This window comes from Curtobacterium sp. MCLR17_031, from assembly GCF_003234775.2.
GTDB lineage: Bacteria > Actinomycetota > Actinomycetes > Actinomycetales > Microbacteriaceae > Curtobacterium > Curtobacterium flaccumfaciens.
This window is the reverse complement of the sequence record NZ_CP126270.1, coordinates 731,283-756,991: the sequence shown is the minus strand read 5'-3', so window position 1 is coordinate 756,991 and position 25,709 is coordinate 731,283. Positions and strand designations below refer to the sequence as shown.

Below are 25,709 nucleotides of genomic sequence, written 5' to 3'. Positions count from 1 at the left end.
CTGACGGGCACTTCGTGGCTGCCGCTGGTTACCGCTGGACCGCTTCCGGGGCGTCGTCGCGGAAGAAGTCGCTGCCACTGTGCGTGTAGCCGACCTCACCCGTCCGACGCCACTGCTTGCGGACGCGCTTGAAGGTGGTGATGCGTGCAGGTTCGACGTTCTCGTCGCTCGTGTAGGCGCTCATGGCTGATCTCCCTGTGTGATTGGCCGTGGTTCCTTGGCCCCCCGGGATGGAGGCTAGCGAGGGGCTCGGAGGCGAGTTCGCGATCCGTCCCGGAACGTCCGTGGAACGCAATTCCGGCCGTGCCGAGCGCCGGATCGCGCCCCTCCGGCACCGGGGCGCGCGTCCACGCCGAACGAGGATCCCCGCATGACCGGCTGCGATCATGGTGGCTCCGACCAGATCAGGAGGACGAGCGTGACCGCTGCGAACCGAGCCGTGATCATCGACGCAGGGGGCGACGTCACCGCCGACCTCGGCGATCGCTACGAAGCGGGCGCGCTGGTGGAGTGGGCGAGCGTCACGAAGACCGTGACCGCCGCCGCCGTGCTCGTCCTCCTCGCTGAACGGGACATCCCACGGGACACCCCCGCCCGGGACCTGTTGCCGGACGTCCCCGACGACGCCACCTACACGGTCGACGACTTGATCCGACACCGCTCGGGCCTGCCCCGTGTGCACCAGGGCATGTCGGCCGGGATCGTCGGCGACCCGTACGCGGACGTGTCCGAGGCGGACATCACGCGTGCGCTGCGCCAGACCCCGACGACGCCGGGTGAGCGGGACTACTCCAACCTCGGCTACGCGGTGCTCGGTCGGCTGCTCGAGCACGTCGCGCAGGAAGCATGGTCCACGGTCGCCGAGCGGACGGTCCTGGCTCCGCTCGGCATCACCAGCGCCACCCTCGCCCCGGCACCCGAGCGACGAACCCTGCTCCGATCGTGGCGGGGCCTCCCCCGTGAACCCTGGACCATCGGATCAGGTCCCTACGCACCGGCCGGCGGGATCTGGTCGACCATGTCCGACCTCCTGCGGTTCGGCGTGGGTATCGGACGCATCGAGCCGGACTTCCTGGCGTGGGAGCACCGCGACGGGCTGATCTGGCACAGCGGGCAGACACGGGACGCCGGCGTCTGTCTGCTCCGTCACGGCGACGTCACGATCGCGTCGCACGCCCTCGGCGCAGCGCCCGGAGCCGCCGACCGGCTCGCCGTCCGACGCCTCCGTGCCGTGGGAGTCGTCGCGTGAGCGCCGGCACTCGGGCTGGCTGAGGGAGCGCGCGGGCTGACTCAGGAACGCAGGCCGAGCACCAGGTCGTGGACCACGCGCGCTGCGCGTGCCGCGGCGTCGTCCAGGTGCTCGCGGAACTCGGCGCCGTCCGGCGCGCAGAGGTCGCTGATGCACCGGACCGACACGAACGGCATGTCGTGCACGTGGGCGAACTGCGCGATCGCGGCCGACTCCATGTCGACCGCGGCCACCTCGGGGAACGCGACCCGGAGTGCGCGGGCACGGCCCTCGGTCACGAAGACCTCGCTCGAGCCGATCGTCGCCGACCGCAGGGGCCACGCGATGTCGGCGCCCATCGCCAGCTCGACGAGCCGGGCGTCCGGCGCGTAGCCGGTCGGCATGCCGGGGACCTGGCCCAGGGCGTAGCCGAACGCGGTGGCGTCGGCGTTGAGGTTGACGTACCGGTCGCCGACCACGACGTCACCGATGGCGACACCGTGCATGAGCCCGCCGGCGGTCCCGACGCTGATCACCGGGATGCCCGGGCCGAAGTCGTGGAAGCCGTGGGCGACCGCGGCCGTGGCGTTCGTGAAGCCGATGCCGCTGCGGCGCACGACGACCGTGGCGCCGCCGATGTCGAGCAGCTGGTGCGGGTCGTGGCCACCGACGGGGCCGTCGAGGACGGGGACACCGCCGAAGAGGTCGGCGAAGGCCGAGACCTCTTCGCTCATGGCCGCGATGATGATCGCGACGGGTTGCTGCTGCACTGATCGATCCTCCCACGCCGGGCGCGCGTGGACGTGCAGGTCGGATGGTCGCGGTCGCTACCGGCGGGGGTCCTGGCGGGCCAGCTCGTCGGCGACGAAGGCGGCGAGCGCGTCGGCGCCGAAGTGGTCGTCGGCGGTGATGGTGACGACGGTGCCGGAGTCGTTGCTCGCCTCGGTCTCGTCGAACAGCAGCATCTGACCGTACGCACCGTGCAGCCGCCAGAGTCGGCCGGGACCACCCCATCCGGCCATCGCGTACCGCTCGTAGCCGGGGCCGGTGCCCTCGCGCTCCACCCAGTCGGTGTGCATCGCGTCGCACCACCGCGCGCTGACGATCCGCTGTCCGTCGACGACCCCGCGGTCGCGGATCAGGCGTCCGATGCGGGCGAGCTCCTCGGTGCGGAGCGACAGTCCCTCGCCGCCGGCGACGAACCCGTTCGGGCAGCGTTGCCACTCGACGTCCTGGATGCCGAGCGGCGCGAACAGTCGCTCGGTGACGAACGCGCCGACGTCGCCGACCCGGGTCTCGAGCACGCGCATCGCGGTGTAGGTGCTGGCGTTCGCGTACTGGAACACCCGGCCGCGGGACGGTCGCCGCAGGAACTCGGCCGCCAGGTCCGGCCAGTCCGTCAGCTCGGTCGCCGACCAGGGCATGTCGATCCCGCTGGTCATGGTGAGCAGGTGTCGGAGGGTGACCCGGTCGACGCCGTCACCGAGCGCGAGGCCGGTCTCCGTAACGAGGCCGGTGCCGACCAGGGACGTCGCGATCGGTTCGTCGACGTCGACCAGGCCGTCGTCGGCGGCGATGCCGGTGGCCAGGACGCAGACGCCCTTCGCGGCGGAGTGGATCTCGCGTCGGACGTCGGGGGTCCAGTGGTGCTCGGCGACGTCGTCCGCGGTGCCGTCGGCGCCCGGAGCCGCAGTCCGCGTGCGCACGTGGATGCCGTGTGCGGCGAACCCGGTGGTGTCGATGTGCCGGACGACGGCGTCGAGGATGGTCGCGGCGGTGTGCACACCCCCATCCTCTCGTGGCCGCGCGGCTGCGGGCACGGGTAGGGGCCGCCGCGTACCGTCCGGCTCGTGTCTGACGAACAGCCCCGCCGCCCCGATCCCACCCGCGTCGGCGACCAGCCCGCACTCCGGACGGCGTCGGGCTCGAACTGGCTCGTGTGGGGAGCCGTCACGGCCGTGATCGTCGCCGCGGTGATGGTGCTCATGGCGATCCGGGCGCCGGCGATCGGCTGGCCGGCGCTCGTGCTCGTCGTCGTGTTGTTCGTGACGATGGTCGTGGTGCGGGCCGCCGTCCGGCCGCAGCGCACCCGACTCGTCACCCTGGCCCTGCTCGACCTCGGCATCGTGGTCGTCGGACTGGTGGCGACCCTGGCGGTCCTGTACTCGACGCCGGTCGGCTGATGCCGCGATGGCATGTTGATAACGGTTATCACTAAGATGGTGCGTAGCGACCACACTACGGTGGCCGTTCCATCGACGCAGCCGCAGCCGCAGCCGCAGCTGCTGGGAAGACCGACCCCATGCCAGCACCACACCCCACCGAGACCCTCGACGCCCTCGTGGTCGGAGCCGGACCGGCCGGCGTCGGCACCGGCCTGGCACTCCACGCCGTCGACGGCCTGCTGTTCGGCGTCGTCGAACGCGGCGTCGTCGGGGACACGTTCCGGCGGTGGCCGGAGCACCAGCGGTTCCTGACGCCGTCCTTCACCGGCAACGGGTTCGGGGCCACCGACCTCAACGCAGTCCACCCGCGCACCTCACCCGCCTACAGCCTGGGGACCGACTACCCCTCGGGGCCCGAGTACGCCCGGTACCTGCGGGGCGTCGTCGCGGCCTTCCACCTGCCGACCCTGCTCGACACCGAGGTCGAGCGCATCGAGCCGGACGACGACGGCTTCCGCGTGACCACGAGCCGCGGCCCCGTCATCACCCGGAACGTGGTCTGGGCCGGCGGCGAGTTCTCCGACCCGATCCTGCCCCGTTGCGCGGGCACCTCGCTCGGGGTGCACGCCTCCGCCGAGGCAGCCTGGGTGGCACGGCCCGGCCACGTGGTGGTCGTGGGTGGCTTCGAGTCCGGCATCGACCTGGCGTGCCACCACGTCGAACAGGGGGCGACGGTGACGGTCGTCGACCCGTCCCACCCCTGGGACGCCGGCAGCGGGTCGGACCCGTCGTTCCGCCTCGCCCCGCGGACCCGTCAACGGCTCGGGGCCGCGCGGGCCAGTGGACGCCTCACCCTGGTCGACGACGGCCAGGTCACCGGCATCAAACGGTCCGGAGAGGGGTTCACCGTCGGCGTCGCCGGACGGAGCGCCCTGGTGGCGGACGCGCCACCGATCCTCGCCACCGGGTACGGCCCGGGGCTCGGGCCGGCCGCGAGCCTGTTCGACACCCGCGCGGACGGCTGGCCGCTGCTCACCGAGGACGACGAGTCGACCACCACGCCCGGGCTGTTCCTGGCCGGCACCGCGCTCCGGCACGGTGGGCTGCAGTTCTGCTTCGTCTACAAGTTCCGGCAGCGGTTCGCCCACGTCGCCCGCGTCATCGGCGAACGAGCCGGGCGCGACTGCGGTGCCCTGCAGGAGTGGGACGACGCCGGGATGCTCACCGACGACCTGAGCTGCTGTGGTGTCGAATGCGCGTGCTGATGCCGGCACCGCGGCCCGCCCGCCCCGCCGGTGCACGACTCTGGGCCACCCCCGCGATCGTCGGCGGCGCCATCCTGCTCGGGTCGGTGATCGGCGGCATCTCGCCCTCGGCCGGCGACGCGATGGGCTCGGTGGTGGACGCGTTGGTGATCACCCTGGTCGTCGCCCTGTTCGTCGACGTCCCCCTGCACCGCCTGCCACGGACGCCGGGCGCCTGGAAGGTCATCGGCATCGCCTGGAGCATGAACTTCCTGCTCGCCCCGCTCGTCGCGTTCCTGCTCACCCGCGTGGCCCTGCCCGGACACCCGGCCGTCCAGCTCGGCGTGATGCTGTACTTCCTGGCGCCCTGCACCGACTGGTTCCTGGCGTTCACCCGCCTGAGCGATGGGGACACCGCCGTCGGGGCGACCCTGCTGCCGATCAACATGGTCACCCAGCTGCTGCTGTTCCCGGTGTGGATCACGGTCCTGGGCGGCAACGCCGGCATCGATGCCGTGGGCACCATCGGCACCCTGCTGCAGTGGTTCGTCCTGCCCGCCGCGATCGCCGTGGTGATCCGCCTCGGTGTCTCACTGCTGCCCGACGGCGCTCGAGCCCGCGCCGCCGCCCTGCCCGGCCGCGCGGTCCCCTGGATCGTGGGCGCGATGGTCGCCGGGCTCTTCGCCTCGCACATCGCGCTGCTGCTGGCGAACCTGCCGGTGTTCGTCGCCGTGCTGGGGTGCGCGGTGGTCTTCTTCGCCGTGATGTTCATCGCAGCCGAGTGGGCGTCACGCCTCGCCGCCCTGTCGTACCCGCGGTCGGCGCTGCTCGCGATGACGACGGCGGCCCGCAACGCACCCCTGATGATCGGGCTGACGAGCGCCGCACTCCCCCACCAGCCGCTGGTCACCACGGCGATCGTCGTCGGCATGCTCGTCGAGTTCCCGCACCTGCTCGCGGTCCGCCACCTGCTGCTGCGTCGCCGACGTGGTCAGCACGCCGGGCGACGCCTGCGCGGCACCGCGGCATGGGGGCACCCGTGACGCACCGGGTCCGACTCGTCGTCGTCCCGACCGAGCGACGGGTGATCGAGACCGAGCACGACGACCGGCGGACGGCGCTCCTGCTCGCGCTGGGCCAGGTGCCGCTCGGGTACACGGTCACCGACGTCGACGTGCTGCCGGAGCACGGGGACGCCGAGCCGGGCGGGGTCTGAGCCGGCCGTCAGCGGCGGACGAGCACCCCGGCGACGAGTCGGAGCAGCAGGGCGACCACGCCGACCACGGCGACCCCGACCGACACGACCGTCGCCATCAGCAGTCGAAGGCTGTCCGGCACGGCCGTCTCGTCGGAGGCGGGGAGGAACGCCGTCACGACGAACACGCACCCCGCGGCGATCAGGAACAACACCCCGATGATCGTCACAGCCCGCAGTGCGGCGGGCACCGGTTCGTGGTCACCCGGTCGAGCCGGACGAGCCCTGGCCCCCTCGGTCTCCCAGTCCGCCAGTTCCGTCATGGTGGTCCCCCTTCGTCGGGACGATCGTAGGGCCCGGACCGGCCCCGACGGCGCTGGTGCGGCCCGAGACGGTCGCGACGCCGGACGGGAGGCGCGTGACGGGCCCGCACCGCGCCTCCAGTCCGGTGCCGGTCGCGACCAGTGCGCGTGGCCGGCTACGCGCTGTCGGGCACCGTCGGCTGCGCCTGCCGCAGTCCGGTGACCAGGAGGGTCACGATCGTCCGGACGTCGTAGTCGGGGTCCTGGGGGCTCCACGCCACCAGGTCGCCGACGGCCCGGAGCAGCTGGTACGGCGGGGTCGGCGCGGCCACCTCACCGGACGCCCGCGCGGCGTCGAGCAGCCGGCCGAGCACGGGCACGAGCTCGTCGACGAACAGGGTGTGCAGCGCCGTGAAGCCGTCGGCGTCGCCCTCCCAGACGCGCGCCAGACCGTGCTTGGTGCCGAGGAAGTCGACGAACTGGTGCACCCAGCGCAGCAGGGCGGCGAACGGTGTCGGCTCGGAGTCGAGCAGCGCCGGCCCTGCGTCGACCAGGGCCTCGATCTGGTGCCGGTAGACGGCGACGACCAGGTCCGAACGGGTCGGGAAGTGCCGGTAGAGCGTGCCCACCCCGACACCGGCGGCGGTGGCGACCTCACGCACCGGTGCGCCGACGCCCGAGGCCGTGAAGACCGCGGCAGCGGCGTCGAGGATCGTGCGCTCGTTGCGCTCGACGTCGCGACGGCGACGCGGCGCCGGGTCGGTCGACGGGGTGCTCATGCCTCGATCATCGCACGACACCGACACGATACGGAACAGCGCTCCGCTTCCTCTTGCAATCCGGATCGCTGTTCCGTATCGTTCCGGAACGTCGCTCCGTTTCGGGCGACAGTCGCTCCGTCCTCGGGCGACACGGCATCCCGGAAAGGCCCCGCATGGCACCCACAGCACCCCGACCACAGGTCATCAGCGTGCGCCCCGTCACGCTCCCCGCACCCTCGCGCGGTCAGGACCTCGAGGTCCGGATCACGGCACCGACGACCGGAACGGACCTGCCCGTCATCGTCTTCGCCCACGGCTTCGGCCAGTCCATGACCGGCGGCGACCCCCTGGTCGACCACTGGACCGCGAACGGCTTCGTCGTCGTCCAGCCGACGTTCCTCGACGCGAAGGCCTACGGGCTGACGCTCGACGACCCGCGCTACCCGACCATCTGGCGGACGAGGGTCGACGACCTCGAGCGGGTGCTCGACGACCTCGACCAGATCATCGACGCGGTCCCCGGCCTGAGCGGACGCGTCGACACCGCGCGCATCGCCGCGGTCGGACACTCGTGGGGCGGACAGTCCGTGGGCATGCTGCTCGGGGCCCGCGTCCTGGACGCCGACGGGCGGCCGGGCGAGGACCGCACCGACCACCGCGTGCGCGCCGGGGTCCTGCTGTCCACCACCGGGATCGCGCGCGGCGACCTCACGCCGTTCGCGCAGGAGCACTTCGCGTTCATGAGCCCCGACTTCAGCCAGCTGCACACCCCGTCACTGGTCGTCGCCGGCGACCACGACCAGTCCCAGCTCTCGACGCGAGGCCCGGACTGGTTCACCGACGTCTACCACCTGAGTCCCGGTGCCCGGCACCTGGTGACCGTCCACGGCGGCGAGCACCTGCTCGGCGGGATCCAGGACTACGAGTCGACCGCCACCACCGACGAGAGCCCCGAGCGTGTGGACCTCGTCCGCCACACCACGACGGCGTTCCTCCGGACCGCGCTCGGCCTCGACCCCGACGCGTGGTCGGCGGTCGCCGACGCCGACGGCCCTGCTACCGCCGACGCGGCCGGCCCTGCTGCCGCCGTCGCGGCCAGCGCTGCTGCCGCCGTCGGCCACATCGAATCGAAGGAGCACCACTCGTGATCACCGACCAGCACCCCCTGCCCAGCGGCTTCACCGCCGCGTCCACTGCCGCCGACGTCCTGCACGGCGTCGACCTGACCGGCCGGAACGTCGTCGTGACCGGCGGCCACAGCCGGCTCGGCCGCGAGACCAGCCGCGCCCTCGCGGCGGCAGGCGCCGACGTCATCGTCGCGTCCCGTGACGTCGACCGGGCATCCGCAGCCGTCGCCGACATCCCGGGCATCCACGTCGAGGCCCTCGACCTCACCGACCCGTCGTCGGTCGACGCCTTCGCCGCGCGCTGGTCGGCCTCCGGCCGCCCGCTGCACATGCTCGTGAACAGTGCCGCGATGCTCTTCACCCCGGACCGCCGGCTCGACGGCCGCGGCAACGAACTGGCGTTCTCGACGACGCACCTCGGGCACTTCCAGCTCACGCGGGCGCTCCTCCCCGCCCTCCTGGAGGCCCGTGGTGCGCGGGTCCTGACCGTCACCTCCGGTGCGGCGCGGTTCGGGCAGATCCGGTGGGACGACCTGACGTTCGCGCACGGGTACGACCCGGTCACCGCGTACGGGCAGTCGAAGCGCGCCAACGTCCTGTTCACGGTGGAGCTCGACCGCCGGTACGCAGACCAGGGCATCCGCGCCTTCGCGGCGCACCCGGGTGTCATCATCGGACCCGGCCCGCACGACGCGGCTGTGCTCGCGTCGTACCGCGAGCAGGGACTGGTCGACGACCACGGGGTGACCGTCATCGATCCCGAGGTCGGCAAGAAGACCGTCGAGCAGGGCGCCGCGACGCTCGTGTTCGGTGCCGCGAGCCCGTTGCTCGACGGCGTCGGCGGGGTCTACCTGAAGGACAGCGACGTCGCCGTGATCGACGACCGAGTCCTGCCCCTGACCGCGGACCGCATCCCGTCCGACGCGAACTCGGCGATGCTCGACGCCGACGATGCCCGGCGGCTGTGGGAGGTCAGCGAGGGACTCCTGGCCTGATCACCGTCGGCCGGGGGCCTCGTCTGCCCACTGTGCTCGTCGTCCTCGCTACTGTATGACGGTGCTGACCGTGCGGATCGAGAGCCCCCGGCAGGACGACGTCCTGCACCTGCTGCAGCAGGGCGACGACTACGGACTGAGCCTCTACGCGGCCGAGAACTACCACGCGCTGGACGTCGACGACCTGGACCAGCCCGACGTCACGTTCCTGGTGGCGCGTGAGGACGGCACCGCCCTCGGCACGGTGGCGCTCGTCGACGCCGGCGACGGCACGGGCGAGGTCAAGCGCATGTTCGTGAGCGACGCCGCGCGTGGGCTCGGCGTCGGGACGCGGCTGCTCGACGCCCTGCACGACCGGGCCCGCGCAGTCGGCGTCGGGACCGTCCGGCTCGAGACCGGTCTGCCGCAAGCCGCGGCCATCGCGCTGTACCGGAAGGCCGGGTACGCGGACATCCCCCGGTTCGGCCCCTACGTCGACGACCCGACGAGCGTGTGCATGGAGCAGCAGCTCGTCTGACCGGTGCTCGGTCCCGACGTAGGATCGCGTGTGAGCTCCGAGCACCCCGAACCCAGCGGCATCGACCCCGACGACCTGGCCGTCGCACTCCGGGTGCTCGAGCAGCTGCCGTCGATCGACGAGACGCACCCGGACTTCATCCGGGTCCGCCAGGCCACGGCGAAGATGTTCAAGGCCGTCAAGCGCGCGCACCGTCTCGAGAAGCGCGGCGTCATCGCCGAGGCCGACCGCCGAGTGATCGCCGCCACCGCCACCGGGGCCGCCGACCGGATCGACGACGAGACCCGCGGCGTCCCGATCAGCGCCTCGACCGCGTCGACCACCGCGGGCACGCTGCTGAAGTCACGGCCCTGCTACATGTGCAAGCAGCACTACACGGTCGTCGACGCGTTCTACCACCAGCTCTGCCCGTCGTGCGCTCGCATGAGCCACGCGAAGCGCGACGCCCGGACGGACCTGACCGGCAAGCGGGCGCTGCTCACCGGCGGCCGCGCGAAGATCGGCATGTACATCGCCCTCCGGCTGCTGCGCGACGGGGCCCACACCACCATCACCACGCGGTTCCCCCGTGACGCGGTGCGCCGGTTCGCGAGCCTGCCCGACTCCGCCGACTGGATGGACCGCCTGAAGGTCGTCGGCATCGACCTGCGCGACCCCGCCCAGGTGATCGGGCTCGCCGAGGACGTCGCAGCGTCCGGTTCCCTCGACATCCTGATCAACAACGCCACCCAGACCGTACGCCGGTCGACCGGCGCCTACCAGCCGCTGGTCGACGCGGAACTCGCGCCGCTGCCCGACGGACCACTGCCCGAACTCGTGACCTTCGGGCACACGAACGACCAGCACCCGCTGGCGCTCGCCCGCTCGGTGGCCGCGCACCCGATCCTCGCGGCCGCCGCAGCCCGAGCCGACGAGCTGACCGAACAGGCGATGGCGCCGGGATCGAGCTCGCTCGAACGGCTCGCCCTGGGCACCGCGATCGACGCCGGCGGCCTGGTCCCCGACCTGCACGACGAGAACTCGTGGACCCAGCAGGTGGACGAGGTCGACCCGCTCGAGATGCTCGAGGTCCAGCTGGCCAACACCACGGCGCCGTTCATCCTCATCTCGAAGCTCCGCCCCGCCATGGCCGCGAGCACCGGACGCCGCACCTACGTGGTGAACGTCAGCGCCATGGAAGGGGTGTTCGGCCGCGCGTATAAGGGGCCAGGGCACCCGCACACGAACATGGCGAAGGCCGCCGTGAACATGCTCACCCGCACGAGCGCGCAGGAGATGTTCGAGACCGACAACATCCTGATGACAAGCGTCGACACCGGCTGGATCACCGACGAACGGCCGCACCCCACGAAGGTCCGGCTCGCCGAAGAGGGCTTCCACGCGCCGCTCGACCTGGTCGACGGGGCAGCGCGCGTCTACGACCCCATCGTCCGGGGCGAAGCGGGCGAGGACGTGTTCGGTGTCTTCCTGAAGGACTACGCGCCGAGTTCGTGGTGACGAGCGGCTGACCGGATCGGTTCCGTCAGTGCTTCGACGGGGCGTTCTACCGCGGCAGGACCGCGGCGAAGCGGAGCAGGAAGTCGCGCAACACGTCGTCGTCGCGTGGCTGCTCTGACGCCGATAAACGGTGTTCGGTCTATTCGCGGATGCGAGTAGTCGCGCGGATCGTGGGTCCCAGCAACAGCAGGCGTTCCACGGGTTTCGGGGAACCGTTCCACGGACCCTGTGGAAGCCCGGCGTTCAGAACGGTGCAGCCTTGCTCGAAGCGGCGCGCTCCTGCCTTGAGCGGACCACCAGGCGCCGTACTCCGGACTGATTCATGCGGCGACGGGCTTGCGACGCGCTGACTTGACAGCGCCTCGCCACGTCCTCGTACGTGGCATCTCGCCAAGCCTGCCTGACCACAGACTGCTGCAGGTTCGGTTGACCCGTCCGTTGAGGCCGCGAGTGCGACCTGTGGGTTGACGGTCGACGCCTACCCGATGGGGATCAGCTTCCCGACCCACGTTGCCGTCGTCACCGAGGGTAGTTCGCCTCGATCCAGGTGATGATCACAAGTCGGAACCTCGTCCCTCGCGCCCATCGTTCTTCGGTTAAGGACGTTCGTCTGCAGGAGAGCGAAGAACGGCCGCGCCGCGGCGTTGTCCGCGAACGCGCCAACCCGTCCCATCGATCCGAACAACCCGGCGGCCTCGATCTCCCGGACGACGCGGAACGAAAACGGCTGCCGCGGGCCCCAGCAGGAACCCGTGCCCCTACCACTCAGGAGTCTACCGAGCCGCCAGCAATCCCCAGCTACCCCTCCGCCTGCTGCCTCATAAGCGGTCCCACCAAGCTCCAGAACTCGAGAAGCACCTCTGTAGACACATCCTCAACGACCACAAAACTAGCAGCATTGACCCCGATGAGCTCCCGGCCCTCCCCTAGGACGAACAACTCACCATCGGACCGCGCCAACTCGAGAGCGGCGGTTCTGGACAGGCCCAGCTGCTGGAGATCTACCACCAGCGGGTCGGTGGATCCGTACTCAACCAGCACAGCGACGTTCGGGCCAGCCTCGTCAAGGCCTACGGCCGCTACGGACAGCTCATGGTAGTTCTGCGCGTAACGAAGCACAGTGTGACGCAGCCCACCATCCAGATCGCGGAACGTGTCCTCGATGACAATGTTCAAGTGCTCTGCGGAAGACCGATCGAAGGACTCGAGCCTCAATGGGGTCGGCGCACTGTAGTCGCGAACCCAAATCTTGCCCGTCGAGACGTGATGGGCAATGGAAGAAGCGATCACCTGACTCACAGACTCGCCCAGCACCCACGACCGCATCACGCGCGCCCAATACCAGTAATTCGCATCGACGGCCTCAGCGCTTTTGCCCCGAATAAGCGGGGACCGGCCCTGACGCTCCTCAGTCTCCCAACGATAGGACTCACCTAAGTCACGAAGAAGCTGGTAGTACACCTCAAGGTCTGACAGGTCCGCGTCGATCGGAATCAACCGTGCCCGCGCCCTCCCGGCCCGAATACTGTCTGCTACCCCGATTTGGTACTCGATGAGGATGTCCGGGGAAGAACGAATGATTTCGACAGAGAGGCTGTTCCGAGCCGTCAGCGCGGCGAGCGTCCTCTCGCCACCGACGGCTTTCGCAATGAACTTATCGCTCAGGAGGGTTGGAGTACCCCCGATATGCTCGGCGGCAAGCACGGATGCGTAACGTTGCGCCGTAATTCTTCGGGACTGAGTCCAGCTCGATGAGCGTTCTCCATCGAGGACCTTCTGCATGTCGGTGAACGGAGCACGCCGGCGGCTATCCTCCAAAAGGAAGTTGTGAAGAACCGTTGAAGTTGATTCCCCGACTAAATCGACCGTCCCTGAATTCCAGCGATTCTTAGCGTCGCGCAACGCAATGACGTTACCGTAAAACTCTTTAGCTAGGCGTCCTGCGCGACCGATGAGATTGTTGAAGTCGAACGCCTTGAGAGCCGCCGTGCCCTGAGTGTCATGCAGCACAACGATGTTCTTAGCCGGCATATTGACACCTTCAAGAAGTGTCGAAGTGCAAACCACAAAGTTCACTCCGGACGACGAGTCTGAGAAGATTGCCTCGACCCGATCCCGGACTTCAGCCGGAATGACCCCATGGTGGAACACGACGCCACGCTGGACCGTCTCGCGCATGTAGTAGTCACGGTGAACCGATTCGCGCAGGAACGTTCTCATTTCCGCCACCTGGGACGTAGCTACCACCCCTCGTAGATTCGCGAGTTCACGCGCGAACCCCACCGCGCCGGCAGCAGAATTGATGTAGACGATAGTTTTCTCGTTAACCGCTACGCGCGCAATGAATTCCGCCGCCGATTCCACGGAATCGTGTTGTAGTTGCGTGACAGTGCCGTCGCCGCTGAACACTTGGACATGCCCTTCTACAAGATCGACGAACATTCTTCGCTGGAGGACCGCCCGCTCTTCAACTTGCACTGACGTTGTTTCCAGCCCGAAAACCTCACCCAAGATTTCCGGATTAGAGACGTTCGGCGACGAAAATCCGAGTACCGGCTGAAAACGTCGCAAAGCCTCAGTCAGCGCTTGATAGTATATGGGGGCTCGGTCGTCTCCATCCTGGACGGCACGGTGCGCTTCGTCAACAAATACATGACTCAGCACCAGCGGTTCGCTCGCTAGAAAGCGGAGCATCCGTTCGGGAGTGAGAACTAGGACGACTGCTTCTGCGTTCTCGCGTACCAGTCTTGGAATCACGGGATGAGACGAGACAGAAACACCCTCTCCCAGTTCGGCACGTAAGTCTCTTTCAACTTGCGAGATCAAGGCGACCGTTGGTACGAGAACTACCGCAACGAACTGAGCGGCTGGTGCCGCATCCTGCCTCGCTGCATCGACCGCATCACGAATAAGCTCGCGCAGCAGGAAGGATTTCCCGAGCGAGGTCGGTCCGGAGAAGCTAAATCTTTGAGAATTCTGAATTTGGGACGCAATACGCCACTGCGCATCGGTCAACACCCGCGCACCTGGCCGCGTGCGATTTCGATCGGCTTTCCAGGCTCTATGAAGTTCTCGATCGACAGGCAGCGTCGGTTCGGGAAGTGCGCTCTTGGAAAGGGTTTGAAGCCCCGGAAAATTCCCCAGCTGCAACAGGACCGCTTCCACGGTAGCGGAGATCTGCGCAGCGAGATTCTTTTTTTTGTTTCGGACCACTGCGGAGTGGTCAACTAGGTGAGTCACAAGTCGCAAAGCCTCCGCTCGATGTCGTTGACTGTCTGACTGAGACAACACATCTGCATATCGAAGCATGCGGCGTATGTTGGTGGAAGTTGCAGGATCGTAAGTAGTTGGCAAGCCGAGTAGCTGAGTGGCAGCGCGCAGATCGAAGGCAGCCATCAGCTGAACATACGCCGGTTGGGCGACGATCATCTCGGAGAGGCGGGTAGCGATCGTTGCCCCGGTCAAGCTGCAGCCCCATTCTTGATCGCATGAGCCAGATCCATCCGCACAGCCTCTATGCCGCGTGGCTCATCCGCGTCGAGATCTACGAGGAAAGGCACGGCGTAGATGTGAAACTCGTAGTGCTTAAGTCCATGCTTTGCAATTCTACCCTTGATGTAGGGAATCTGGTTTGTCAAAAGGTCCGCTGCTTCCTTGTCGATGCGTGCGGCTAGCTCCTCGTCGCTCAAATCCTCCACGCCCCAGGTCGTGACATCGATCTCATAGCCGATCATCACGCCAAACGAATTTACGCGTTGCACCGTGGCCGCAAGTTCGGGGAGGAGGATCGCGCTGATTACTTCTAGTGCCTCATCATCCGCAACTTCCTTGAGCAACTCACTATTGATAAGCCAAGTTTCGAACGCAAACCCGCCCTTCGCTACTTTTGCCATCGAGGCAAATGCTGCGCGGAGGGCGCTTTTTAAGCTTGTGCCGGGCCCTGCCTTGCCGTCGCCGTACATCTTGGACTCGCCGAAAATCAGCTCGAATGTATCATCGTCTCGCTGCAAGAGATGTAGGCCATCCGCGCCCTTGACGTAATCATTACCTGAGGTCTTCAACTCCATCTTGGTTAGTATCTTTGGTGCACCAAGATGTCCCTCCAGGAATCCATATAGCAGTAGTTCACCCCCTTCCCCATTCAATGGATCTGGAGTCTTGAATCGAGCTTGAGCTTGACTGACCGCTGCGGCGATCCGCTCCGGCTCCGCGAACGCCGCGGTGGCATTGCGCCGAGACAGCGCATAGCGGAGCGCGGCCTGATTGAGCAGACTGTACAGTCCGTGAAGATCTGGGCTTCCGCCAGACATCTTCAGGATGTGCAAGTGGCACTGCGTCCGCTTTGAGATAGTGAGCGGATCCGCCGCGCTGAAGAGAGCAAGAAAGTCATCTCTAAGCTTCAACGTCATCGGAAGGTAGTCACCCAGCTGCACGTGCCTCGCCCCTAAAACCGTTCGATCCTCAACTCTCCGTAGCCTATGTGACGATCGCGCGGCATCGGCCCCCGACATGCACCGATTGGGCCGGAGCCGGCCGGGGGTGCCTCCACCGCGAGGCACCAGCCACGTGGCAGCAGCCACGATCTCTGTGTCAGAAGAAAGGCTGGCGGACAGGTCACCGCTCCTGGTCACTACGAGGTCACGCCGATAACGCTCAATATGGATTCGAACCCGGATCTCACGGCTACGCGTCTGCGCGGTCGAGGTGAAGCAACGTGAACGGCGCGGTCCCCGCTCCGCCTCCAGGATTCGAACCCGGACCTAACGGCACCAAAGGCCGTCGTGCTGCCATTACACCAAGGCGGAACGCACCAAGGGGTGCTCCTTCATCTTCCCACGACCGACGAGGCTGGCTGTCCGCTCCGGGTTCGGCCAAGATGGAGGGATGCCGCATGAGGACGAGGTCGATCGCATCGTCGCGGCGTGGGGTCGTGAGCGTGCCGACCTCGACTTCGGCCCGCTCGAGGTCCTGTCCCGCGTGGACCGGCTCGCCCGGCACCTGGACCGCGCCAGGCGGACCGCGTTCGACGCGAGCGACATGGAGCCGTGGGAGTTCGACGTCCTGTCGGCCCTGCGGCGCGCGGGTGAGCCGTACGAGCTGAGCCCGAAGACCCTGCTGCAGCAGACCCTGGTGTCGAGCGGCACGATGACGAACCGGGTGGACCGCCTGGCGGCCCGCGGCTTCGTGGGGCGGCGGACCGACCCGAAGGACGGCCGCGGCATCCTCGTCTCGCTCACGAGCAAGGGCCGGGTGGCGGTGGACGCGGCGATCGCGGACCTGCTGGCCGCCGAGCGCGACATCCTGTCCGGGGTCTCCGCCGACGAGCAGGGCCAGTTGGCCGGGCTGCTCCGCCGGCTCATCCTGGGTCTCGGGGACTGACCGAAAGCGCGACACGGGCCGAGCGGCCCCGGCGTAGCGTGCGGCGCATGCACGCCATCACCCTCGCCGTCGCCGACGTCGCTCGATCGGCCGAGTTCTACCGCGCCCTGCTCGGCATCGAGGGCAGCGGCGTCATCGGCACCGAGTACCCCGCCACCGAGACGCAGGCCGGCGGCACCACGGCGATGTTCACCCTCGACGACGGCCTGATCGTCAGCGTCTACGGCCGGGACGACATGGCGAAGGACTCCGGCGTGCAGTTGGCCACGGCACCGAGCAGCACGATCGGGCACTTCACGAGCAGTCAGGCCGAGGCCGAGGCGTTCCTCGAACGGGCGCAGGCAGCGGGCGCCACGATGCCCGAACCGCCCTACACGCGCCCGTGGGGCATGTGGTCCGGCTTCTTCCAGGACCCGGACGGGCACCTGTGGGAGGTCGTGGCGAACCCCGGCGGTGGGGCCCCCGATGACGCCACACCGACGGACAGCGGCCAGGAGGCGGTCGACCCCGCGTCCGTCGAGTAGACCGGCTCAGACCCCGAGCAGCTCCGCGACCTCGAGCCAGCGCTCCTCGAGCTGCTCCACCTCGGCCTCGAGCGCACCGAGCTTCGCCTGCAGTTCGCCGAGTCCGGCGTAGTCGGACTGGTCGTGCGTCGCGAACTGGTCGAGCAGCTTCTTGCGGTCCGCGCCGACCTTCGCGATCTTCCGGTCGAGCGCCGACATCTCCTTCTCGGCCGTCCGCCGGTCCGCTCCCGACAGGGCGGACGCACCGGCGGCCGTGGACCCGGCCACGGCACCGGCCGAGCCGGTCCCGCCGACGGTGTCGGGCCTCCCGGCAGACGCGGCGGCAGCCGCAGAGGCGGTCCCGCCACCGGTGCCGGCCTCGCGCAGACGCATGTACTCGTCGACGCCGCCGGGCAGGTGGCGCAGATGCCCGCCGAGCACGGCGTACTGCTGGTCAGTGACGCGCTCGAGCAGGTACCGGTCGTGGCTGACGACCAGCAGGGTGCCGGGCCAGGTGTCGAGCAGGTCCTCCATGGCGGCGAGCATGTCGGTGTCGAGGTCGTTTGTGGGCTCGTCGAGGATCAGCACGTTCGGCTCGTCGAGCAGGATGAGCATGAGCTGCAGGCGCCGCTTCTGCCCACCGGACTGGTCCTTGACGGGCGTGGAGAGCTGCTCCGAGGTGAAGCCGAGCCGCTCGAGCAGCTGCGACGGCGTCATCTCCTTGCCGTCGGCGACGTAGCTCGTCTTCTTGCGCGCCACCACCTCGCGCACGCGGTCGTCGGCGAACTGCTGCAGGTCGGCGAGCTGCTGGTCGAGCACCGCGACCTGCACTGTCTTGCCGGTCTTCACCCGTCCGCTCGTCGGCCTCAGACGGCCGGAGACCAGGTTGAGCAGCGTCGACTTGCCGGCGCCGTTCGGGCCGAGGATGCCGGTCCGCTCCCCCGGTGCGATGCGCCACTCGATGCGGTCGAGGATCTGCGTGCCGTCGAACGAGACGCTCACGTCGAGCAGGTCGACGACGTCCTTGCCGAGGCGCGCGGTCGCCGTCCGGGACAGCGCGACGGTGTCGCGGATCGGCGGGACGTCGTCGATCAGGGCGTTCGCCGCGTCGATGCGGAACTTCGGCTTGCTCGTGCGGGCCGGGGCGCCGCGGCGGAGCCACGCGAGCTCCTTGCGGGCCAGGTTCTGGCGGCGCTGCTCGATCGTGGCGGCCTGCCGGTCACGCTCGACACGCTGCAGGATGTACGCGGCGTAGCCACCTTCGAAGGGATCGACGACGCCGTCGTGGACCTCCCACGTGTCGGTCGACACCGCGTCGAGGAACCACCGGTCGTGCGTCACGACGACCATGCCGCCCTGGTTCGACGACCAGCGGCGGTTGATGTGCCCGGCGAGCCACTCGATCCCCTCGACGTCCAGGTGGTTGGTCGGCTCGTCCAGGAACAGGACGTCCCAGTCGCCGACCAGCAGCCGCGCGAGGGCCACACGGCGCCGCTGCCCACCGGACAGCTCGTCGACGCTGACGTCCCACGGGATGTCCGAGACCAGACCGCCGATGATGTCGCGAATCTTCGGGTCACCGGCCCACTCGTGCTCCTCGAGGTCGCCGACGACGGTGCTGCCGACGGTCGCGCCCTCGGGCAGGATGTCGCGCTGGTCCAGGTACCCGATGGTCAGCCCGCGGCGGTGCGTGACGCGGCCGCCGTCCGGCTCGAGTCGCTGGGACAGCAGGGCGAGGAGGGTCGACTTGCCGTCGCCGTTCCGGCCGACGACGCCGATCCGGTCACCCTCGTCGATGCCGAGGGTGACGTTGTCGAAGACGACCTTGGTGGGGAACTCGAGATGCAGGTTCTCGGCGCCGAGGAGATGTGCCACGCGTCAAGGGTAGGTGGCGCGGCGGGGTGGTGGGTGCGGGGCGGGTGGTTGGGGCGGGTGGCCGACCGGCTCTGGGCGCACGGTGCGCGCTCGTTCGAGTGGTGCGAGGTTGCCCGCTCGGTGCGAGCTTGTAGCGGCACACGGAGCGCGCAACCTCGCACCAGCCGACAGGCCGCGCACGGTGCGTCGGCGCGTCGGCCTGGAGGCCCGGGTCAGCTCGCGGGGGCCGGCTCGGCCCCGGCGCGGGGCTCGGTCTCCTGCAGGAACGCTCGCCACTGCTTCCGCTTGCAGACGGTCCAGAGCAGCATCGCGAGGAAGAACACGGCGAGGAGCGCGTACAGCAGCCCGAACAACGTCGCCCAGTTGAGCAGGAACTGCGCGAACGCGAACGGCGTCCATCCGAGGGCGAGCCAGAACGTCGAGGTCGATTGACCGAGCCGACGGCCGGCGAGTGCGACGAGCGCGGTCCGGTGCTGCGGATCGGCGGGCTGCTGCCCACGAGCCATGCGCTCGATCCGTCGGCGGACGGCACGAGGAAGCCCGAGCATCGGGTCGGACAGCGCGCTCTGGAACTGTCCACCGCCTCGGACGATTGCGGTGACCCAGCAGACCGGGCCAACGATCATGAGCGGGACGATGACGAAGAACGCCCAGTCCGGCAGGCCACTTCCGGTCGAGGGCAGCTCGAAGCGCGGCAGGTGTTCGGCGCTCAGCCACCCGGCTGCAACCGCGGCGACGACGGCCAGCACGATCCAGATGACCCGCCGGACCATCGAACGGCGGACACGCGGTCCGACTGGCGCCCCCGCGAGACGGTCCTCCACCTGCTGCCAGGTCTCCTCGGAGACGGTGGCTCCGGCGAACTCATGCGGGGCCGGCGTGGACACGATCAGCTCGCGGGGGCGGTGTCGCCTTCGCCCGCGGCCTCCTTGGCACGCTTCAGGCGGGCCTGCGCCTCCCAGTACTCGATCTCGCGTTCGAGCTCGGCGAGCTCCTGCTCGGTGCCGGTGACGCGCTTGGCGCCGTGGGCACTGCGGGCGTCGCCGAGGGTGGCGTACCGGTCCTCGTGGCGGGTCGGCTCGATGTAGCGACCGTGGTTCCGTTCGCCCGGAGCCCAGTCGTGGCCGATGGCGAACCAGACGATGCTGCCGACGACGGGGACCAGGATCACGAGGATCACCCACGCGATCTTCGGCAGGCCGCGGATCTGGTCATCCGTCTTCGTCAGGATGTCGATCAGGGCGAAGACCAGCAGGATGACGGTGATCCCGGGCAGCAAGACGCTCATGTTCGCGATTCTATGGATCCGCTTGGAGTGTCACCATTCCCCGAACGAGCGTCGTGGTTGCGAAGGTGCACAGGGTCGGCGTCGAGGTAGCGGCGGGCGAGCACCGCGGACCGTGCCGTCCATGCGAACTGCCCCGCCGTGGCGATGCCGCCCGCCACGGCGAAGGGCCAGAACGCACCACCAGCGAACGTGATCGCAGACCACACGATCACGAACCCAGCCAGACTGGCCAGTTCGCCGCCGCAGCCCAGTTCGACCGCTCTCGCCTGCACGACGATCCGGCGGTCCTCCGGCGCAGCCCGTCGCCCGGTCGCCGTCTCCGTCACCGCGCGCTGTTCGCGTTGCTGCAGCGGCGCGAGCACCGGCGCACGACGAGCTTCCGCGCCGTTCCGTCTCCGGCGGATCAGGACCCGAACGGCGTCGCCGAGACCGATGACGAAGCCCAGTGTGGTGACGACGCCGGCAACTGCGAAGCGAGCGTCCGATCCGGCGGGCACGGCGATCGCCGCGATGCACAGCGCCACCAGCACCAGCCCGATGGCCACGACGAACCCGAGGACCGGCGGGCTGGGTGTCCGGGTCTGCGCGAGGAACAGGTGCGCACGTTCGTCGGCTTCGGCCCAGCGTCGCCCCGCCGCCGCGCGCTCGGTGTCGGTCTGGGCTACGTCGGTCACAGCGCCGCGACCCACTCGTCCGTCCCGTCGGTGAACCGCTGGTGCTTCCAGATCGGCACGCGCTCCTTCACCAGGTCGACCAGCGCACCGCACGCGGCGAACGCCTGCGCCCGGTGCGACGACGACACCGCTGCGGCGAGCGCGACGTCCCCGATGCCGAGCGCCCCGACGCGGTGCAGGACGGCGATCCGGACGTCGGGGTGGTGCTCGGCGATGGTCCGGGCGACCTCGGTGATGACCTCGCCGGCGCTGGGGTGCCGCTCGTAGTCGAGCGCGGTGACGCCCTTGCCACCGTCGTGGTCTCGGACGATGCCGGCGAAGGTCACCACGGCGCCGTCCTGTTCGGTGGCCACCACGGCTGCGACCTCGTCGACGCTGATGTCGCGGTCGACGACGTCGGCGAGCACGACCCGTGCGGCGGACTCGGTGGTGCTCACGAGGCGCTCCGCGGGGCGTGGCCCTCGCCGTGCACCTGGGCGACCACGTGGTCGAGTACTCCGTCGAGCACGGCGAGGCCGTCGGACACCCCACCGCGCGACCCGGGCAGGGTGACGAGCAGACAGCCGGCGTTCGTGACCCCGGCGACCCCGCGGGTGAGCAGGGCGGTTGGGCCGGCACCCGCGAGTCCGCGTCGACGGATCTCCTCGGTGATGCCGGGCAGTTCGAGGTCGATCAGGCCCGCCACCGCCTCGGGGGTCCGGTCGGTCGGGGTGACCCCGGTGCCGCCGGTGGTGATCACGACCCGGGCGTCGGCCAGGAGCTCCGCGGTGACGGTCTCGGTGATCGCGCCGCCGTCGGGGACGATGATCGGGTCGCTCGTGGTGAACCCGCGGTCGCGCAGCCAGTCGACGATGACGGGTCCGGTGCGGTCGAGCGCGGGGTCGGCGGCGGCCTGCGTGGACACCACGACGACGGCGGCCCGGCCCCTGGTCGGCTCGGCGGTCATCGGTTGCTCCAGTCCCCGGAGCGCCCGCCGTGCTTCTCGAGCACGCGCACGTCCGTGATCACGGCCGCTCGGTCGACGGCCTTCACCATGTCGTACACCGTCAGGGCGGCGACGCTCGCCCCGGTCAGGGCTTCCATCTCGACGCCGGTGCGCGAGGTCGTGCGGACCGACACCTCGATCAGCACGCGGTCGTCGGTGCCGGTGATGTCGACCTGCACGCCGGCGATCGGCAGCGGGTGGCACAGCGGGATCAGGTCGGAGGTCTTCTTCACCGCCATGATCGCCGCGATCCGAGCGGTGCCGACGACCTCGCCCTTGGGCAGCGAACCGTCGAGGATGCGTGCGACGACGTCGGGGCGGGTGACGACGGTGGCGGTGGCGGTGGCCGACCGGTCGGTGACGTCCTTCGCGGAGACGTCGACCATGTGCGCGCTGCCGTCGGCGCGGACGTGCGACAGCTGGTCAGGGGCGGACGGGTCGGTCATCGGAGGCTCCAGACGGTCAGGGGGTCGCCGACCTCGACGGTGTCGACCCCCACGGGGACGTGCACCAGGTGGGTGGCGGCGGCGTAGTGCACGAGCAGGTGTGAACTCGGCCCACCGACGAAGTGCACGGCACCGTCCTGCACCCGGCCGCGACGGACCTGGTGCTTGCCGGCGGGTGAGTCGGCAGCGGACGCGGCCGGCAGGACCTGCGTGGGGCGGTCCGGCGTGAGTCCGACGGCGCCGGCGAGGAGCGGGCGCAGGAACACCTCGAACGAGACGAGCGCCGACACCGGGTTGCCGGGGAAGGACACGACGGGCACGGCTCGACCGGCACCGAACACGACGCTGCCGAACGCCTGTGGCCCACCGGGTTGCATCGCGACCGGCGTCACCGCGAGCCCGCGGGGTTCGAGTGCCTGTCGCACGACCTCGTACGCCCCGGCGCTGATGCCCCCGGTGGTCACCACGAGCTCGGCCCAGTCCCCCACGGCCGCGTCGAGCGCCCGGTCGAAGGCATCGACGTCGTCGGGCACCCGGACGGCCCGCGAGTCGGCACCGACCTGGGCAAGGGCTGCCCGCAGCGCGATGCCGTTCGCGTCACCGATGGTCGCCGCGTCCGTGTCGGCGCCCTGCAGCTCAGACCCGGTCGACACGACGAGGACCCGCAGCGGTCGGCGCACCGACACGGTCGTCACCCCCGCAGCAGCCAGGGCTCCGAGCAGCGCCGGCGTGACCGGGGAGCCGGCCGGAGCGAGCTCGGCACCGGTGGGCAGGTCACTGCCGGTCACCCGCACGAAGGTGCCGGCGGTCAGGTCGGCGGGCACCGTCACCCGGGGCAGCTCGAGCGCCGCCGGGAACGCGCCCGGCCCGGTCGCTTCGACCGGGAACACCGCGTCGGCACCGGTCGGGATCCGCGCACCGGTCATGATCGGCGCGGCCGTGCCGGGCTCGAGCGGTTCGGGCACCACGCCGGCCGGGATCGGGGCGACGACCCGGACGGCCTGCCCCGCGTCCGCGGCCCGCACGGCGAACCCGTCCATCTGACTGTTGTCGAACGGCGGCAGCGGAACGGGCGACAGAACGGCCGAGGCGAGCACGCGGTGTGCCAACCCGGCACCCGCACCGGCACCGGCACCGGCACCCGCACCGGCGAGTTCGTCGAGCGGCAGTTCTTCCGCTCCGAGGCCCGCCACCACCGGCGCGAGCAACGCCGCCAGGTCGTCGCGGTGCTGACCGATCGTTCGCACAGGTGCCTCCGAACAGGGGGTTGGTGGCGCCGTTCCCGGTTCGCCCGGTGGCGCCGTCAGTAGCGTATCCAGCGCGCAGCCCGCGCCGACGACCAACCGGAGGACCTGTGGAGAACGACGAAGCCGTGACGATCGGTGTCATCGGAGGCTCCGGCCTCTACCAGCTGTTCGAGGAGGGCACCGCCGACGAGCTCGACGTCCCGACCCCGTTCGGCCCGACGTCGAGCCCGATCAGCATCGGCACGATGGCCGGACGACGGGTCGCGTTCCTGACCCGCCACGGCCGTGAGCACTCCGTCGCCCCGCACCGCATCAACCACCGTGCGAACGTCTGGGCGCTCCGTTCGCTCGGTGTCCGCGCCATCGTGTCCTCGAGTGCCGTCGGCGGCCTGCACCCTGACTACGCGCCTGGGACCTTCGTCGTGACCGACCAGCTCATCGACCGCACCTGGGGCCGCGCCGACACGTTCTTCGAGGACGACGTGCAGCACCTGTCCTTCGCCGACCCGTTCGACCCGACGCTCCGCCGCGCTGCGATCGACGCCGTCGCCGGACTCGACGTGCCGTTCCGTCCGACCGGCACCTGCGTCGTCATCCAGGGTCCCCGGTTCTCCACCCGCGCCGAGTCCGTCTGGCTCCGCCAGGCCGGCGGCCACACCATCAACATGACGATGACGCCCGAGGTCCCCCTGGCCGCCGAACTCGGCATCGCCACCGTGAACCTGTCGTTCGTCACCGACGCCGACGCCGGCCTGGCCCCGACCGAGGACGAAGCCGCCGCCGCAGCCGCAGCCAGCGGCCCCGACGTCGACGACGCCGGCGCCGTCGTCACCCACGCCCTCGTCATGGAACGCCTCGCCCGCGCCAACGAGGTCATCGTCCGAGCCATCGGCCAGATCGTCGCCGCGATCCCCGCCGACTTCACCCCGCGCGAGCTCGTCCCGACCAGCGCGAGCGCCAGCATCATGCAGACCCAGCCGACCGCCGCCGCCACCACGAAGGCCCAGCCCGCCTCCACCACCACGGGTGCCACCGCATGAGCCGCCTCCTGGTCACCGGCGGCGCCGGCTTCATCGGCTCCGCGATCGTCCGCCGCGCCCTGGCCGACGGCCACGAGGTCCGCGTCCTCGACTCCCTGCGCGACGACGTGCACGGCGACCCCGCCGAGGTCATCCACGCCCACCAGCAGCAGGGCATCGCGTTCGTGCACGGCGACGTCCGTGACCGGATCGCCCTCGACGCCGCCCTCGACGGCATCGACGTCGTGTGCCACCAGGCCGCCAAGGTCGGCCTCGGCGTGGACTTCCAGGACGCCCCCGACTACGTCTCGTCGAACGACGCCGGCACGGCCCACGTCCTCGCCGGCATGGACCGGCACGACATCGGCCGGCTCGTCGTCGCCAGCTCGATGGTCGTCTACGGCGAGGGCGCGTACACCACCGCCTCCGGCGAACCCACCCGGCCGCCGGCTCGCCGCCGCGAGGACCTCGACGCCGGCCACTTCGACCCGATCGGGCCCGACGGTCAGCCCCTGCTGCCCGGCCTGATCGACGAGTCCGCCGCGCTCGACCCCCGCAACGTCTACGCGCAGACGAAGGTCGCGCAGGAGCACCTCGCCTCGAGCTGGGCCCGTGCCACGGGCGGCCGCGCGATCGCGCTCCGGTACCACAACGTCTACGGACCGGGCATGCCGGCGAACACCCCCTACGCCGGTGTCGCGTCCCTGTTCCGCTCGGCACTGGCCCGCGGCGAGGCACCCCGCGTCTTCGAGGACGGCGCCCAGCGACGCGACTTCGTGCACGTCGACGACGTCGCCGGCGCGAACGCCGCCTCGATCGCGGCGACCGCCGACCTGCCGTCGGACACGTTCCGCGCGTACAACGTCGGCTCCGGCACCGTGCACACCATCGGCGACATGGCCGCCGCGATCGCCGGACCCGACGGCCCGCAGCCCGTCGTCACCGGCGAGTACCGCCTGGGCGACGTCCGTCACGTCACGGCGAGTTCGGCACGCATCGCCGCCGAGCTCGGCTGGCACGCCGGGGTCGACTTCGAGGCCGGGATGCGCGACTTCGCGACGGCACCGCTCCGCAGCGCCGTCCGCTAGCCGGAACGCGTGCGCGAACGGCGCACCGCTGGCCGCGCCTGAGAGCGCGACCAGCCAGCGGACGGGAGGCCCGTGACGGCCCCGCCCCGCGCCTCCCGTCCGCAGTCCCCGCCCCCAGGGCCACGCGAGACGCCGTCGTGTCGGCACCACGCCGCCATATTCGGCGGCGTCTCG

28 protein-coding genes, 1 tRNA gene and 2 pseudogenes are annotated in these 25,709 nt (G+C 69.9%); 13 read left to right on the top strand and 18 right to left on the bottom strand.

The genetic code is table 11. From position 1 onward, the window contains the following. Positions 1 to 28: 28 nt before the first annotated feature. Positions 29 to 184: a hypothetical protein gene (locus DEI96_RS03755; RefSeq protein WP_155896774.1), complete on the bottom strand. Its 156-nt coding sequence runs from the start codon at positions 182 to 184 to the stop codon at positions 29 to 31. Between the two features lie 234 nt (positions 185 to 418). Between DEI96_RS03755 and DEI96_RS03750 the strand changes: the two genes are divergently transcribed. Beyond that, complete coding sequence (locus DEI96_RS03750; protein ID WP_181440609.1) at positions 419 to 1,249, top strand: serine hydrolase domain-containing protein; 831 nt, start codon at positions 419 to 421, stop codon at positions 1,247 to 1,249. Between the two features lie 41 nt (positions 1,250 to 1,290). Here DEI96_RS03750 and mtnN read toward each other — a convergent pair whose 3' ends face one another. Together mtnN and DEI96_RS03740 are read right to left on the bottom strand one after the other, a co-directional pair. After that, entirely contained in the window at positions 1,291 to 1,998 is a 708-nt protein-coding gene (gene mtnN / locus DEI96_RS03745; RefSeq protein ID WP_110864380.1) for a 5'-methylthioadenosine/S-adenosylhomocysteine nucleosidase, read from the bottom strand. 57 nt (positions 1,999 to 2,055) lie between these two features. Next, positions 2,056 to 3,012, bottom strand: coding sequence for a serine hydrolase domain-containing protein (locus DEI96_RS03740; protein WP_111025010.1), 957 nt, complete (start codon positions 3,010 to 3,012; stop codon positions 2,056 to 2,058). A 66-nt stretch (positions 3,013 to 3,078) separates the two neighbouring features. Here DEI96_RS03740 and DEI96_RS03735 point away from each other — a divergent pair, with 66 nt between their 5' ends. From DEI96_RS03735 to DEI96_RS03720, 4 genes are all read left to right on the top strand, one after another. Next, on the top strand, positions 3,079 to 3,411 hold the full coding sequence (locus DEI96_RS03735; protein ID WP_111025009.1) for a hypothetical protein: 333 nt from the start codon (positions 3,079 to 3,081) through the stop codon (positions 3,409 to 3,411). 119 nt (positions 3,412 to 3,530) lie between these two features. Further along, a complete protein-coding gene (locus DEI96_RS03730) occupies positions 3,531 to 4,658 on the top strand; it encodes an NAD(P)/FAD-dependent oxidoreductase (protein ID WP_181440608.1) in 1,128 nt (375 codons plus the stop codon). Beyond that, on the top strand, positions 4,658 to 5,680 hold the full coding sequence (locus DEI96_RS03725) for an arsenic resistance protein (RefSeq protein ID WP_181440607.1): 1,023 nt from the start codon (positions 4,658 to 4,660) through the stop codon (positions 5,678 to 5,680). Before DEI96_RS03730 ends, DEI96_RS03725 begins: the two co-directional genes overlap by 1 nt. Continuing rightward, positions 5,677 to 5,853, top strand: coding sequence for a hypothetical protein (locus tag DEI96_RS03720; RefSeq protein ID WP_181440606.1), 177 nt, complete (start codon positions 5,677 to 5,679; stop codon positions 5,851 to 5,853). The genes DEI96_RS03725 and DEI96_RS03720 overlap by 4 nt, the downstream gene beginning before the upstream one ends. Before the next feature lie 8 nt (positions 5,854 to 5,861). Here DEI96_RS03720 and DEI96_RS03715 read toward each other — a convergent pair whose 3' ends face one another. Further along, entirely contained in the window at positions 5,862 to 6,155 is a 294-nt protein-coding gene (locus DEI96_RS03715; RefSeq protein ID WP_146246986.1) for a hypothetical protein, read from the bottom strand. A gap of 155 nt (positions 6,156 to 6,310) precedes the next feature. Beyond that, entirely contained in the window at positions 6,311 to 6,913 is a 603-nt protein-coding gene (locus DEI96_RS03710; RefSeq protein ID WP_111025005.1) for a TetR/AcrR family transcriptional regulator, read from the bottom strand. 155 nt (positions 6,914 to 7,068) lie between these two features. Between DEI96_RS03710 and DEI96_RS03705 the strand changes: the two genes are divergently transcribed. From DEI96_RS03705 to DEI96_RS03690, 4 genes are read left to right on the top strand one after another with little or no spacing between them, the layout of a single operon-like run. Continuing rightward, complete coding sequence (locus DEI96_RS03705) at positions 7,069 to 8,043, top strand: alpha/beta hydrolase family protein (RefSeq protein ID WP_111025004.1); 975 nt, start codon at positions 7,069 to 7,071, stop codon at positions 8,041 to 8,043. After that, a complete protein-coding gene (locus tag DEI96_RS03700; protein ID WP_111025003.1) occupies positions 8,040 to 9,017 on the top strand; it encodes an SDR family NAD(P)-dependent oxidoreductase in 978 nt (325 codons plus the stop codon). The genes DEI96_RS03705 and DEI96_RS03700 overlap by 4 nt, the downstream gene beginning before the upstream one ends. A gap of 55 nt (positions 9,018 to 9,072) precedes the next feature. Beyond that, positions 9,073 to 9,534 carry a GNAT family N-acetyltransferase gene (locus DEI96_RS03695; protein ID WP_111025002.1) on the top strand — a complete coding sequence of 154 codons (462 nt, stop codon included), beginning with the start codon at positions 9,073 to 9,075 and terminating at the stop codon, positions 9,532 to 9,534. A 30-nt stretch (positions 9,535 to 9,564) separates the two neighbouring features. Beyond that, positions 9,565 to 11,031, top strand: a complete 1,467-nt coding sequence (locus DEI96_RS03690) for an SDR family NAD(P)-dependent oxidoreductase (RefSeq protein WP_111025001.1) — start codon at positions 9,565 to 9,567, stop codon at positions 11,029 to 11,031. Positions 11,032 to 11,553: 522 nt separating this feature from the next. On the opposite strand, the pseudogene DEI96_RS03685 reads toward DEI96_RS03690, so the two are convergent. The 4 genes and pseudogenes from DEI96_RS03685 to DEI96_RS03670 form a co-directional block, all read right to left on the bottom strand. Beyond that, a pseudogene (locus DEI96_RS03685) lies at positions 11,554 to 11,719 on the bottom strand (IS3 family transposase); the annotation flags it as partial. Between the two features lie 110 nt (positions 11,720 to 11,829). Next, positions 11,830 to 14,496 carry a DEAD/DEAH box helicase gene (locus tag DEI96_RS03680; RefSeq protein ID WP_146246985.1) on the bottom strand — a complete coding sequence of 889 codons (2,667 nt, stop codon included), beginning with the start codon at positions 14,494 to 14,496 and terminating at the stop codon, positions 11,830 to 11,832. Continuing rightward, positions 14,493 to 15,464, bottom strand: coding sequence for a HamA C-terminal domain-containing protein (locus DEI96_RS03675; protein WP_181440605.1), 972 nt, complete (start codon positions 15,462 to 15,464; stop codon positions 14,493 to 14,495). Before DEI96_RS03675 ends, DEI96_RS03680 begins: the two co-directional genes overlap by 4 nt. 300 nt (positions 15,465 to 15,764) lie before the next feature. Next, positions 15,765 to 15,836: transfer RNA gene (locus tag DEI96_RS03670), tRNA-Gln, on the bottom strand. A 79-nt stretch (positions 15,837 to 15,915) separates the two neighbouring features. Between DEI96_RS03670 and DEI96_RS03665 the strand changes: the two genes are divergently transcribed. Both DEI96_RS03665 and DEI96_RS03660 read left to right on the top strand, forming a co-directional pair. Then, a complete protein-coding gene (locus DEI96_RS03665) occupies positions 15,916 to 16,410 on the top strand; it encodes a MarR family winged helix-turn-helix transcriptional regulator (RefSeq protein WP_071406000.1) in 495 nt (164 codons plus the stop codon). A 47-nt stretch (positions 16,411 to 16,457) separates the two neighbouring features. After that, positions 16,458 to 16,934, top strand: coding sequence for a VOC family protein (locus tag DEI96_RS03660; RefSeq protein WP_146246984.1), 477 nt, complete (start codon positions 16,458 to 16,460; stop codon positions 16,932 to 16,934). 6 nt (positions 16,935 to 16,940) lie between these two features. Here the strand turns inward: DEI96_RS03660 and DEI96_RS03655 are convergent, their stop codons facing one another. From DEI96_RS03655 to DEI96_RS03620, 9 genes and pseudogenes are all read right to left on the bottom strand, one after another. Further along, entirely contained in the window at positions 16,941 to 18,296 is a 1,356-nt protein-coding gene (locus DEI96_RS03655; protein WP_502866300.1) for an ABC-F family ATP-binding cassette domain-containing protein, read from the bottom strand. 23 nt (positions 18,297 to 18,319) lie between these two features. Next, positions 18,320 to 18,788, bottom strand: a pseudogene (locus DEI96_RS18110) (ATP-binding cassette domain-containing protein); the annotation flags it as partial. Positions 18,789 to 19,000: 212 nt separating this feature from the next. Beyond that, a complete protein-coding gene (locus DEI96_RS03650; RefSeq protein ID WP_111024926.1) occupies positions 19,001 to 19,675 on the bottom strand; it encodes a hypothetical protein in 675 nt (224 codons plus the stop codon). 2 nt (positions 19,676 to 19,677) lie between these two features. Then, positions 19,678 to 20,076, bottom strand: a complete 399-nt coding sequence (locus tag DEI96_RS03645; RefSeq protein ID WP_042537802.1) for a PLDc N-terminal domain-containing protein — start codon at positions 20,074 to 20,076, stop codon at positions 19,678 to 19,680. After that, complete coding sequence (locus DEI96_RS03640) at positions 20,073 to 20,621, bottom strand: hypothetical protein (RefSeq protein ID WP_146246979.1); 549 nt, start codon at positions 20,619 to 20,621, stop codon at positions 20,073 to 20,075. Before DEI96_RS03640 ends, DEI96_RS03645 begins: the two co-directional genes overlap by 4 nt. Positions 20,622 to 20,746: 125 nt before the next feature. Then, a complete protein-coding gene (locus tag DEI96_RS03635; protein WP_111024928.1) occupies positions 20,747 to 21,187 on the bottom strand; it encodes a molybdenum cofactor biosynthesis protein MoaE in 441 nt (146 codons plus the stop codon). Next, positions 21,184 to 21,696, bottom strand: coding sequence for a MogA/MoaB family molybdenum cofactor biosynthesis protein (locus DEI96_RS03630; protein ID WP_027465087.1), 513 nt, complete (start codon positions 21,694 to 21,696; stop codon positions 21,184 to 21,186). Before DEI96_RS03630 ends, DEI96_RS03635 begins: the two co-directional genes overlap by 4 nt. Continuing rightward, a complete protein-coding gene (gene moaC / locus DEI96_RS03625) occupies positions 21,693 to 22,181 on the bottom strand; it encodes a cyclic pyranopterin monophosphate synthase MoaC (protein ID WP_214542565.1) in 489 nt (162 codons plus the stop codon). Before moaC ends, DEI96_RS03630 begins: the two co-directional genes overlap by 4 nt. Then, positions 22,178 to 23,428: a molybdopterin molybdotransferase MoeA gene (locus tag DEI96_RS03620; RefSeq protein ID WP_111024929.1), complete on the bottom strand. Its 1,251-nt coding sequence runs from the start codon at positions 23,426 to 23,428 to the stop codon at positions 22,178 to 22,180. Before DEI96_RS03620 ends, moaC begins: the two co-directional genes overlap by 4 nt. Positions 23,429 to 23,535: 107 nt before the next feature. Between DEI96_RS03620 and DEI96_RS03615 the strand changes: the two genes are divergently transcribed. Further along, on the top strand, positions 23,536 to 24,468 hold the full coding sequence (locus tag DEI96_RS03615; RefSeq protein WP_111024930.1) for an MTAP family purine nucleoside phosphorylase: 933 nt from the start codon (positions 23,536 to 23,538) through the stop codon (positions 24,466 to 24,468). Beyond that, positions 24,465 to 25,535: an NAD-dependent epimerase/dehydratase family protein gene (locus DEI96_RS03610; RefSeq protein WP_111024931.1), complete on the top strand. Its 1,071-nt coding sequence runs from the start codon at positions 24,465 to 24,467 to the stop codon at positions 25,533 to 25,535. Before DEI96_RS03615 ends, DEI96_RS03610 begins: the two co-directional genes overlap by 4 nt. Positions 25,536 to 25,709: the final 174 nt, after the last annotated feature.